This window comes from Prosthecobacter sp. (assembly GCF_020439865.1).
Classification (GTDB): domain Bacteria; phylum Verrucomicrobiota; class Verrucomicrobiia; order Verrucomicrobiales; family Verrucomicrobiaceae; genus Prosthecobacter.
This window is the reverse complement of the sequence record NZ_JAGRPF010000108.1, coordinates 98188-109968: the sequence shown is the minus strand read 5'-3', so window position 1 is coordinate 109968 and position 11781 is coordinate 98188. Positions and strand designations below refer to the sequence as shown.

Sequence of the window (11781 nt, the reverse complement as noted above, 5' to 3'; positions counted from 1 at the left end):
CGAATTCGCCGGGCTCTTCGCCCCGAAACCCCAGGGCATGAACACAGCGAACGACTGGACGAAGGAGATGTCCACCAAGGGCTTCCCCGATTTGCAAAAGCTCTACACGACCTTCGGCAAAAAGGACAACGTGCTGCTCGTGCGCGGCGAGCACTTCCCGCACAACTACAACGCCGTCACCCGCAGCGCCTTTTACACCTTCGTCAACAAGCACTTCAAACTCGGCTTTCCATCTCCTGTGATTGAGAAGGACTACGAGCCACTCACGAGAGACCAGCTGACCGTGTGGGATGACAAGCACCCTGCACCGAAAGCGGGCGATCCCGAATTCGAACGCAAGCTGCTTAAGTGGTTCACCGAAGACGCGGAGAAGCAGCTCGCCGCTGCCGATCCAAAGGTTCTTCGCGAAGGGATCGAAGTGACCATCGGACGCACCTATGACAAAGCGGGCGAAGTCGAATGGGAGCTCAAGGACAAGCAGGATCGCGGTGACCATCTCGAAATGACCGGCACGCTCACGAACAAGACGCACGGCGAGGAATTGAACGTCGATTGGCTCTATCCCAAGAAGTGGAACGGCCGCGTCGTCATCTGGCTCGATGACGCCGGCAAGTCAGGCATTCAAAACGATGACGTGAAAAAGCTCATCGCCGGCGGTTCCGCCGTGCTGGGCGTCGATCTGCTCTTTCAGGGAGGTGAACCTGCGAAACAGAACCGCATCGTCGCCAATCCGCGTGAGTTCGCCGGTTACACCTATGGCTACAACAACGCGCTTTTCGCCCAACGCACGCATGACGTGCTCACCCTCGTCAGCTTCCTGCGCAACACGAAGGTCGGTTCGCATCCGAGCCCGAAGACCGTTTGCGTCGCTGCTTTCGGCGCTCAAACCGGGCCCATTGCCGTCGCAGCGCTGGCACTGGCCGGGGAGCAGGTGGATCTCGCCGCCTTGAGCACACACGGCTTCCGGTTCGGCAAGGTGCTCGACTATCGTGACCCGATGTTCCTTCCCGGTGGCGCCAAGTATCGCGATCTTCCCGGCATGCTGTCGCTCTACGATCAAAAGAAGCGCTGGGTCGCAGGCGAGAACGAGGATCGCAAGCCTCCGGCGATCGACTGGCTCATGAAGTAGCCCACCGGCTCATCAAACAAGCAAGGGGCCTTTTCGGGCCCCTTGCGATGCGATCTGTTTTAATGCGTCGGGAGATTACACCGCCACGCAGTACACTTTGCTGATGCCCTGGATCTTCTCGAGCTCGCTGATGACTTCGGCGCTCGGAGTGGAGTCCAAGGTCAGCAGCGTGAGCGCCTTGCCGGACTCCTTGTCGCGACTGAGGCTCATGTCAGCGATGTTGACCTGGTTCTTGCCAAGCGTGGCGCTGTAGGCGGCGATCATGCCCGGACGGTCGATGTTCTCGATGAAGAGCAGCGTTCCTTCGGGGCGCGCCTCGATGCGGTGTCCGTTCACCTTCACGATGCGCGGATCTCCGGCGAAGAAGGTGCCGGCGATGCTGGCGCTTTCACCGTTGTCGTTCTTGGCGACGACTTCGATGAGGTCGGTGAACTCGCTCGGCTCGGTGAGACGGCTTTCGGTGAAGCGGATGCCGAGGTTTTCAGCCACGCCGTTGGCGTTGATGTAATTCACCTGCTCCGCACCGACGGGGCGCTCGAGGAAGCCTTTGAGCACGGCACGCGAGATGAGCGTGGTGTCACCGGTGCCGACCTTGCCGCTGTAGTTGATGCGGACGACGTTTGAGCGCTGTGGCGCAAACTGGGAAACGAGACGGCCGAGAAGTTCGCCAAACTTGAGGAAGGGACCGATCTCGGCGAGCACCTTGGGATCGACGTTCGGCATGTTCACTGCATTGACGACAGTTCCGTGCAGCAGGTGCTCTTTGATGACTTCGGCGATCTCGATGCCGACGTTTTCCTGAGCTTCCTCGGTGGAGGCACCAAGGTGCGGGGTGAAAACGGTGTTCGGAGCGGTGAGCAGCGGGTAGTCGGCGGGCGGAGGCTCGACCTCGAAGACATCGAGCGCGGCGCCGGCGATGGTGCCGTCGGTGAGCGCCTGGGCGAGCGCGGCGTCGTCGATCAGGCCGCCACGGGCGCAGTTGATGATGCGGCAGGTGGGCTTCAGCGAAGCGAGGCGCTTCGCATTGATCATGTGCTTCGTCTCAGGCGTGAGCGGCATGTGCATCGTGATGTAATCCGCCTGCACGATGGCAGCATCGAGGTCTTCGCAAAGCGTGACGCCGAGGCTTTCCGCTCGGTTCTTGGAGAGATAGGGGTCGTAGGCGACGACGGTCATGCCGAAGGCCTGCGCGCGCTTGGCGAACTCAGCGCCGATGCGACCCATGCCGAGCACGACGAGGGTCTTGCCATAGACTTCGGTGCCCTGGAACTTTTTGCGGTCCCACTTGCCGCTGACGATGGTGGCATGCGCCTGCGGCGTCTTGCGGGAGAGGGCCATCATGAGGGTGAAGGCCTGCTCGGCGGTCGAAATCGTGTTGCCGCCGGGGGTGTTCATGACGACCACGCCGCGCTTGCTGGCCACGGGGATATCGATGTTGTCCACCCCCACGCCGGCACGGCCGACGGCCTTCAGATTCGTGGCGGCTTCGAGGACCTTCGCGGTGACCTTGGCACCGCTGCGGACGATGATCGCGTGCGCATTGCGGGAGGCCTCGATCATCTTGTCCTCGGCCTTCAGGTCCATGTCGACCGTGACGTTGAAAGACGGCTCCGCTTTGAGCAGGTCGATGCCTTTGCTCGAGATGGGGTCGTTGTTGCCGGCGATGAGAATGTTGAACTTGGACATGGGTTGTTTTGGGGGAAAGGGGGCGCAGACTAGCCACCTTTGTTCCGCGCTCAAGAAGCAATGCGTGCTGGACAGAACACAGGGCGCCGGTTTGAATAGCCGCATGCCTGACGGATTTTTGTTTGTAACAGCGAACTCCCCTTCTTTTCTGGGGCTGGCACCTCTTGGAATGCAGGAGATCGTCATCATCGCCTGCGTGGGCGTTGTGCTGCCAAGCTTGATCGTCTGGCTGGTGCAGTGGAGCAAATTGAACCGCTACCGCACGGCCGCCGAGGAGGCACTGGCCAAACAGCGCGCCGAGGCCGAATCCACGCTCCAGGCCGAGAAGGCGGCCGCAGCAGCACAGGCGGCGGAGGCCAAGAAGAATGCCGACGCCGTTGCCGCCAAACTGGCCGACATCGAGCAGCGCTTCGCCACGCATCGCGAGGTCGCCGAACGCCGCGCCAATGACGCCTCCCAGCAGATTTCCAGGCTGGAGGGAGAACTGGCCTCGACACGCGAGGTCGCCGCCCAGCTACCGCCCACGCTCTCCCGCATCAAGGATCTCGAAACAGCCTTGGCAGCCGAACAGGGGCGCGTGAAGGCGCAGGATCAGGCCATCGCGGCCTCCAACGCACGTGCCGCTGATTTTGAAAAACGCATGATCGATGCGCAGGACCTGCTGCTCAAACAGAAGGCCGAGATGCAGGAGCACGCCGTCGAATTGAAGAAAGTGCGTGATGAGCAGGCCGCGTACGCCGCCGCAGGCGGGGCGGAGGCAGAGCTGAACAAGGCCAAAGAGGCCCAGCAGCAGGCCGAGGCGAAGATCGCCAATCTGCAACGGGCTCTCAAAGCAGCCGAGGCACGCGTGGAGATGGTGCAGAAGGAGTTCATGAACGCCGTGGGCGTCGAATCCGCGCCGCTCTCCAGCACGGCCGCCTCCCTGTCTTCCAACAACGACAAGAAGGTGCGCGAACTCGAAGAGAAGCTCGCCCAGATGGAATCGGAGTCGCGCAAACGCACACGTGAGGACGGCTACAAGATCGCCGAACTCGAATACCGCCTCAGCGAAGCCCTCGAGAACAAGCAGGGCCCGTCGGCAAAGGCGGCACCCGCTCCAGTGGAACCAGCACCACCGCGTGCCGAACCTGAGCCTCCGGAACCCGCCGCCGTTGTCGAAACACCGGCACCCGAGCCAACCCCAGCCCCCGAGGTGCGGGCGGAGCCCATCGTGGCCGATGCACCAAAGATGGAAACGCCCGGGGCAGAACCCACGCAGATGGATCTCCTGCCGCCCTCGGCGTAAGGCGTTCACGAGCTCATGAAGCTCCTGAGATTTGTCCCGGTAATTTTTCTTCCACCTCCCGCGTTCTACTCGCCCGCATGAAACTCACCCTCGCCCTTGCCACCCTTTTTGCCGTCTCTGCCTACTCAGCCACCGACTGGAGCCGCTTCCGCGGACCGAACGGCACGGGCCTCGCGGAAACCACCGGCCTGCCCAGCGTGGTGGACGACAGCACGACGCTGTGGAAGGTGCCCGTGGGCAAAGGCTGGTCGTCACCGGTGCTGTGGGGAGACATGGTCGTCGTGACCGCTGAAACCGGCCCCAGCAAGCGCGAGGTCGTCGCCTTCTCCGCCAAGGACGGCAAGCAGCTCTGGGCGCATGAGGAGTCCTTCGTTCCGCACAACCTGCACAAGACCTACAACACCTTTGCCAGCAGCTCCGCCTTCATCGATGCCGAGCGCATCTATGTGAACTGGAGCACCGGCACGAACATCCAGGCGCTCGCGCTGGATCACGCGGGCAAGCTCGTCTGGAAAAACGACCATGTGGCCGACTACATCCATGAACACGGCACAGGCGTCTCAGCCCTCGTCGTGGACGGTGTCATGATCGTGCGCAGCGAGTTCGACATCGAGAAAAACGGCAAGGACCTCACCGATTCGCCGGAGCAGAAGAACTGGAAGAGCTGCATCGTCGGTCTCGACGCCAAAACCGGCAAGCAGGCCTGGAAGCTCGACATCCCGAACTGCCTGAACACCTTCTCCACTCCGATCGTGCATGCGCTGCCCGGCGGCAAAAACGAAATCATCTGCGCGGACACCGGCAGCGGCGTCATGGGCATCGATCCGAAGTCCGGCAAGATCAACTGGCAGCACAATCCCGGCTACAAGCAGCGCAGCCTCGGCTCCGGCGTGATCAGTGATGACTTCTACTTCTGCACCTTCGGCAGCGGCGGCGGCGGCAAGGAAATCGCGGCGCTCAATCTCAAGAGCGGCAAGCCCGTGCCGGTTGAGTTTGCCGAAACCAAAGGCCTGCCCTACGTGCCCTCCCCTCTCGTCATCGGCGACTACATGTATCTCCTCGGTGATGGCGGCATCATGCGCTGCGTCGAGTTCAAGACCGGCAAGCTCGTCTATGACGAGCGCGTCGAAGGTACGGCCGGCAGCGCGAAGTTCTTCAGCAGCCCCGTCGCAGGTGACGGCAAGATCTTCTGCACCAGCCAGCAGGGTGATCTCATTGTCCTTAAGGCCGGTCCGAAGTTCGAAAAAATCGCCGCCAGCAAGCTCGACGCTCCGGTGAACTCCGTTTCCGCCATCGGCGACAAGCGCCTCTACATCCGCACCGCCACCTCGCTCTACTGCATCGGAGCCAAGGGTCAGCCGGTGCCGTGATGACGGCTCAGTGAACCGCGCCTTCGCGCTCAACTGAAACGGATCCATCGTTGCGTGCGACGATGATCTTCCCGGTCCGGTCTGGCTTCTTGCTGGTCATGATGACGAGATTGCCGGGATCGGTGTCGGTGTGCCCCGCGCCCAGATATTCCCAGCCCTGGCCGGGAACATTCATCTGCGGCGGAAACTCGAGGACTTTGCGATCCATCAGAATCTTTTCATCAAACAGGACATCCAGCGTGGCGGGATTCTTCCCCTCGTGTTCCGCCGCATACTGCTTCATGGCGATCACGATTTGTCTGGCATTGTTCATGGCCTTCATTTGATCGCTCTGACGCGCCACTTGATTGAAAGCCGGCACCGCCAAAGCCGCGAGAATCGCGAGGAAAATGAAGCAGAATCCCAGGTAGCCGGTGATGACTCCCGCTAGAGCCACGCCGCCGCCGCCGAGTTTTCCTCCGGACTTTTTGATCTGCGAACGGGCAATGTGGCCCATGATGATCGCAGGCAGCGAGGTCAGACCGATCGTGAAAAAACCCAGGATGCCGCAGACCATGCTCGCTATCGCAAGACCGGAACTGGGTGCCGACGCCATCGGCGCAGCGACAGGCATGCTCGCCTGCCCGAACACCGCCGAGCCGCCTGCCGGAACGGGCGGAGGCAGCAGTCTGGACAGCGGCTCCCACTCCCCCATGCCCTCGTGCCAGCCGAGGTCGGCTCCGGTCAGTTCTCCGGTTGTAAGTCGGCGGTAAACCTCCTCTTGCTCGAACGGACCGGACTTTTCTCCATTTTTGGCGACGTGGTATTGCATGGGAGGACAGGGTGGGAAGTTTCTGACGAGGCGGCAGGGATTAGAAATACCTGACTTCAGCCCCTGGATACAACCCTCAAATCAGCCCTTCTCCATCAATCCGGCTCATGCCGGCCATGAGGAAAATCTCCTTTGCCAAGGCGGAGGGGACGGGTATGTCTCGGCCCCCAAATATGAGTAAAAAAAGTGACTTCGGATTGATCGGCCTCGCTGTGATGGGCCAAAACCTCGTTCTCAACGTCGAAAGCCGCGGCTTTCAGGTGAGCGTCTTTAACCGCACCACCAGCGTCACCGACGAATTCATCGCCAAACACCCCGGCAAGGCCCTCGTCGGAGCCCACACACTGGAAGAGTTCGTCCAGAGCCTCGCCACGCCGCGCAAGATTCACATCATGGTCAAGTCCACCGCCGTGAAGGACACCGACCGCGACGCCGTGGACGCCGTGATCGAGCAATTGATCCCCCTCCTCGACAAGGACGACATCGTCATCGACGGCGGCAACAGCTTCTACCAGACCACTGAGCGTCGCGATGCCTACCTCGCCGAAAAAGGCCTGCGCTTCATCGGCGCCGGCGTCTCCGGCGGTGAAGAAGGCGCCCGCAAAGGCCCCTCCATCATGCCCGGCGGCCCTGCCAGCACCTGGGAAGTGATGAAGCCCATCTTTGAATCCATCGCCGCGAAGGTCGATGGCGAGCCCTGCGTCATCCACATCGGCCCCGGCGGCGCCGGTCACTACGTGAAGATGATCCACAACGGCATCGAATACGGCGACATGCAGCTCATCTGCGAAGCCTACAACATCTTCAAGCACGCCGGCTTCACCACCGACGAGATGGCCGCCATCTTCAACGAGTGGAACGAGGGCGATCTCCTCAGCTACCTCATCCAGATCTCCGGCAAGGCTTTGGAGCAAAAAGATCCTGAAACCGGCAAGCCCGTGGTCGAACTCATCGTGGACAAGGCCGGCCAAAAAGGCACCGGCCAGTGGACGCTGCTCAACGCCGCCGAAAACGCCGTCGTCATCAGCACCATCAACGCCGCTGTGGAAGCCCGCATCCTCTCCAGCCAGAAGAAGCAGCGTGTCGCCGCCAGCACCCAGCTCACCGGCCCGACGGTCAACATCACCACCGACAAGGCCGAGCTCGTCAAGAAAGTGCACGACGCCCTCTACGCCTCCAAGATCATCAGCTACGCGCAGGGTCTCGATCTCATCAAGACCATGGGCGAGAAGAAGAGCTGGGGCCTCGACCTCGGCCGCATCGCCGCCATCTGGCGCGGTGGTTGCATCATCCGCGCGAAGTTCCTCAACCGCATCACCGATGCCTATCGCACCAACGCCTCGCTGGCCAATCTCATGCTCGATCCGTTCTTCAAGGACGTGCTCAGCAAGACCCAGCAGAACTGGCGCGAAGTGGTGTCCATCGCCACGCTGAACGGCATCCCGGTTCCCGCGTTCTCCGCGAGCCTCGGCTACTACGACAGCTACCGCGCCGCCCGCCTCCCCGCGAACCTGCTCCAGGCCCAGCGCGACTTTTTCGGCGCCCACACCTACGAACGCACCGACAAGCCCGAAGGCGAGTTCTTCCATACGGAGTGGCCGGAAGTGATTGGCTAACCCAATAGGACCACGGACACTCTTGTCCGCTTCATCCAAATCATCACCAAGGCGGCTGGGGAGACTCAGCCGCCTTTTTATCGGTTCACAGCGGTAACGCAAAACCCAAAAAGTCGGACGCGGCGCAGCGCGTCCCTACCAAACCGGGATGACGAGCGTGTGACCCCATTCCTTGGAGTTGAGCCGCTTGCGCAGTCTCTTTGTCCCCAAACATACCGGTCAGTGCTCCAAGGAGCGGGGAACTCTGTTCCCCTGGAAGTTTCCATCGCTCGCACAAGGTCTGCCATGCTCGCGATTCCCAAGGCAACGGGGTCAGAGACCCCGCCTCCCTGCGCTGACGCAGTCCCTCGCTGCTTCAAACAGGTTTTCAAACACGGTCTGGCGAGAACGGAAACGGGTGCTTCGTTGCCCGACCATCATGAAACGCGCCGCCCTGCTCACCTTCCTGTTCACCATTGTCTCGCATGCCGCCGATCCCAAGCCTTTCAACTTTCCCGGACTGAAGCAGGACATCGAGTTCGCCAAGGCGGGCGATGTCTCCCTGACGCTCGACGCCTTCGTGCCGGAGGGCGAGGGCCCATTCCTGACGTGCATCCTCGTTCACGGCGGTGGATTCACAAAGGGGGACAAGCATTCGTTCATCAAGCCGCTGTTTGAACCGCTGGCGAAGGCGGGCTTCACGTGGTTCACGATCAACTACCGCCTCGCGCCGCAGCATGCGTGGCCGGCGTGTGCGGATGACGTGGCCAGCGCGATCCGATGGGTGAAGGCACATGCGGCGGAATACAAAGTGGATCCGAAGCGCATCGCGCTCATCGGCGAATCAGCAGGCGGGCATCTCGTGTCATGGGCGGGTGTGACGGGCGAGGGTGACACGCGGGTGGCGGCGGTGGTGCCGTTTTATCCGCCGCAGGATCTCGTGGTGCAGGTGAAGCGCCGCAACGCGCTGGGAGGACTCGGCGGCCTGATCGGCACCGAGGAACTCAATGACGCGGCCTGGCAGAAGCTGGCGGACATTTCACCGATCAACCACATCAAGCCGGGCCTGCCGCCCTTCCTGCAAATTCACGGAGACAAGGACGAAACGGTGCCGATCTCCCAAAGCGTGGCCTTTGAAAAGAAGATGAAGGCCGCGGGCAACGCCTGCGAAACGATCACCGTGCCCGGCGGCGTGCATGGCATGGGCGGCTGGGCGAAACTGGGCTCGGACTATCAGGCGCAGATGATCGCGTGGCTGAGGAAGACGCTGAAGTAGCCGGTAACAGCTTGGCAAACACGCCGCCCCACTTCATTTTCACCCACCAACCACCATGATCCGCTCCCTGCTTCTTCTTTGCGCCGTTCTCTTTTCCACCTCCCCACTCGTCCAGGGCCAGACACCGCCTGCGAAGGACAAGTTCTGGCTCTTCCTGCTCGTCGGCCAGTCGAACATGGCGGGACGCGGCGTCGTGGAGGAGCAGGACAAGACCCCGCATCCGCGCGTGCTCATGCTGAGCAAGGAAGGCCAGTGGGTGCCGGCGAGTGATCCGATGCATTTCGACAAACCGGCCGCGGGCGTCGGTCTCGGCAAGACGTTTGGCCAGATCATCGCGGAGGCGAATCCGGGCGTGACAATCGGACTCATCCCCTGTGCCGTTGGCGGTTCGCCGATCAGCGCCTGGCAGCCGGGTGTGTTTTATCCGCCGACGAAAAGCCATCCGTGGGACGACACGGTGAAGCGTGTCGAAGCAGCGCTGCCCGCAGGCACTTTGAAAGGCATCCTCTGGCATCAGGGCGAGAGCGACAGCAATGCCAAGGACGCACCGGTGTATGAAGCGAAGCTGATCGATCTGGTGAAGCGCCTGCGTGAACTTGTGAAATCACCCGATGCGCCGTTCATCGCCGGACAGATGGGCAAGTTCGAAGGCGTGCCATGGAATCCCGAAAAGGAGATCGTGGACAAGGCGCATCAAGATCTGGCCACCAAGGTGCCGCACGCCGCCTTCGTCAGCGCCGAAGGTCTGCATCACAAAGGTGACAAGGTGCACTTCGACTCAGCCTCGTATCGTGAACTCGGCAAACGTTATGCCGAGGCGTATTTGAAGATGACGAAGTAGGCGGGCTGCAAGCCTAAGAGATGAAGTTGAGCCACTGACGGCCTATTTCCAGGAGAACATGGAAGTTCTAGACATCAGGGCGCCAGACTTTTTATCTTCGCCTCAAACGCCTTCACATATTTGTCACTCTGGCCAAGGAATTCACGCCACCGCTCGTAGTGCATCATGTTGTGCGTCTGATTGATATCAGATACAATGAGTTTAGCGTCGTTGTTCTGCTTTGCGGCAATGCGATACCAAGCGAAGGCCTCAGGCCCATTCTCGGCCACTCCATACCCGTTGCGCAAGCTCCAGGCCAGCACGTATTGAGCATTCGGATCACCGCGCTCCGCCTTTTCGCGTATTCGCTTAAATGAAGTGACAAAAACAGTGAAGTGAGTCCAATCGGCGTGTTGGGAACTAAAGTTGTTATTCATGCCCGAGCCTTTTGAAATATGGCCGGCAAGGTATGCCAGCAGATCGCTGCCGTATCCTCCGCTGTACACCTGAAAGACATGCAAATCAGAGCCCTGTGCAGAGGCCGAAAGGGCGGCACCGTCCCACTTGAGTTCAAAATGCGCATGGCCGGAAGCGTCGGTCGTGACCGTGCGCACTTTCCGATGTGTGATGTATGGACCGATGGAAGTGGGCCGTCCATAGCCATACCCCAAGCCGACGACCTCTTGAACCGGAACTTCAGTCTTATCTTCGTAGGAAAGTGTCACACCAGCAAGCGGATGACTGGTTTCGTCCACGATCGTGATGTCCACAGGGCGAGGTTTTCGAAAGTAGGGCTCGACCTGCTTTGGAATCTCATAAATCAAGAGGCAAACGACGATGACGCCCAAACAACCGAGACAGCCTTTGTTCGACTTTGGGCGATCCCCGGCGTCGGTTGGCGAGTCCGTGACAGTGGTTGCAGTGTCTGGAGGAGGCATATTCAGTTTCTAAGCGAGTAAACGGCTCTTCGGGGTGTCGCGTCGTGTTGGCCTTGGACGTGGCACGAAGATGGGATTGCGGGATTTATGCGACGACGGTGGTGACAGACTTGCAAAAAACACCACTGCACACAGAGCGCGATGAGGATAAGCACCGGCAGGTAGGACACGGGTTCATGCAAAAGTGGTGAGTGATCACGAAACAGCATGATGAGAAGTGCCATGTTCCAGACAAAGATTAGAAGGATGGTGCCAGCTAAGCGGTAGAGGGCTTTTTTCAGCCTGGGGGTCGTATCGTCCCACAGCAGAACACCAGACCAAGCATACAGGGCGCAGGCTAGGATGAGTGGACCAAGGACCAAGCTGAGTTGCAAAATGCCTTTGCCGATGTTGGACCAGCTAAAGCCGGCGTCTCCAATGAAGCCGAAGCTGACGATGCACCACAAAAACCCAAAACAGGCCCCAAAGCAGCCGATCACTATGTTGAAAGTGGAATGGCCTTTCATGGGAAGAACGGGTTAAAGAAATTAGGGGACAAAGAGAGTGGTGAGAGAGAGTTGTGTCAGCTGCTAGCAGATGGTCGCGCGCATTTGAAGCGAGTGTAGGAACACTCTCCCGCGTCGATGCGCGTGAATACAATCGTTAATGTCGATGATCCGATTGTCTGTTTCGATGGTGTCAGCCTCCGCACAGCCTTCTGTGCTCGCGAACTCGGTAAACGTTATGCCGAGACGTATTTGAAGATGACGAAGTAATCGGCCGGGGAGGGTCGCGCTGCGCCGCGTCCCATTATCTTCGGACACGACGCAGCGTGCCCCTACCGTTCTCTTGCTCTAAGAGGGAAGAGCTTGCTCTTCATGGCCGTATGTTT

At 60.2% G+C, this 11781-nt stretch carries 10 protein-coding genes and 1 pseudogene; 7 read left to right on the top strand and 4 right to left on the bottom strand.

The annotated features are described in order from the left end of the window. Positions 1–1129: pseudogene (locus KDL09_RS12450) on the top strand (acetylxylan esterase); the annotation flags it as partial. A 75-nt stretch (positions 1130–1204) separates the two neighbouring features. Here KDL09_RS12450 and serA read toward each other — a convergent pair. Next, positions 1205–2815, bottom strand: coding sequence for a phosphoglycerate dehydrogenase (gene serA, locus KDL09_RS12445; protein WP_294385396.1), 1611 nt, complete (start codon positions 2813–2815; stop codon positions 1205–1207). Positions 2816–2918: 103 nt separating this feature from the next. Here serA and KDL09_RS12440 point away from each other — a divergent pair, with 103 nt between their 5' ends. Then, positions 2919–4100 (top strand): hypothetical protein, encoded by a 1182-nt coding sequence (locus tag KDL09_RS12440; protein ID WP_294385393.1) that lies wholly within the window; start codon positions 2919–2921, stop codon positions 4098–4100. A 77-nt stretch (positions 4101–4177) separates the two neighbouring features. Continuing rightward, complete coding sequence (locus KDL09_RS12435; protein WP_294385390.1) at positions 4178–5470, top strand: PQQ-binding-like beta-propeller repeat protein; 1293 nt, start codon at positions 4178–4180, stop codon at positions 5468–5470. A 7-nt stretch (positions 5471–5477) separates the two neighbouring features. Here the strand turns inward: KDL09_RS12435 and KDL09_RS12430 are convergent, their stop codons facing one another. Next, the gene (locus KDL09_RS12430; RefSeq protein WP_294385388.1) at positions 5478–6281 is read right to left on the bottom strand and encodes a DUF4190 domain-containing protein; all 804 of its coding nucleotides are present in this window, start codon (positions 6279–6281) and stop codon (positions 5478–5480) included. Between the two features lie 173 nt (positions 6282–6454). Here KDL09_RS12430 and gnd point away from each other — a divergent pair, with 173 nt between their 5' ends. The 3 genes from gnd to KDL09_RS12415 all read left to right on the top strand — a co-directional run bounded on the left by gnd (position 6455) and on the right by KDL09_RS12415 (position 9993). Continuing rightward, a complete protein-coding gene (gnd, locus tag KDL09_RS12425; RefSeq protein ID WP_294385386.1) occupies positions 6455–7897 on the top strand; it encodes a decarboxylating NADP(+)-dependent phosphogluconate dehydrogenase in 1443 nt (480 codons plus the stop codon). Positions 7898–8315: 418 nt separating this feature from the next. Further along, complete coding sequence (locus tag KDL09_RS12420) at positions 8316–9152, top strand: alpha/beta hydrolase (protein ID WP_294385383.1); 837 nt, start codon at positions 8316–8318, stop codon at positions 9150–9152. 55 nt (positions 9153–9207) lie between these two features. Beyond that, a complete protein-coding gene (locus tag KDL09_RS12415) occupies positions 9208–9993 on the top strand; it encodes a sialate O-acetylesterase (RefSeq protein WP_294385380.1) in 786 nt (261 codons plus the stop codon). Positions 9994–10067: 74 nt separating this feature from the next. Here the strand turns inward: KDL09_RS12415 and KDL09_RS12410 are convergent, their stop codons facing one another. Together KDL09_RS12410 and KDL09_RS12405 are read right to left on the bottom strand one after the other, a co-directional pair. After that, positions 10068–10742 (bottom strand): hypothetical protein, encoded by a 675-nt coding sequence (locus tag KDL09_RS12410; RefSeq protein WP_294385378.1) that lies wholly within the window; start codon positions 10740–10742, stop codon positions 10068–10070. A gap of 170 nt (positions 10743–10912) precedes the next feature. Next, positions 10913–11416: a hypothetical protein gene (locus KDL09_RS12405; protein WP_294385376.1), complete on the bottom strand. Its 504-nt coding sequence runs from the start codon at positions 11414–11416 to the stop codon at positions 10913–10915. Between the two features lie 123 nt (positions 11417–11539). On the opposite strand from KDL09_RS12405, the gene KDL09_RS12400 reads away from it, so the two are divergent. Continuing rightward, the gene (locus tag KDL09_RS12400) at positions 11540–11665 is read left to right on the top strand and encodes a hypothetical protein (protein ID WP_294385374.1); all 126 of its coding nucleotides are present in this window, start codon (positions 11540–11542) and stop codon (positions 11663–11665) included. Positions 11666–11781: the final 116 nt, after the last annotated feature.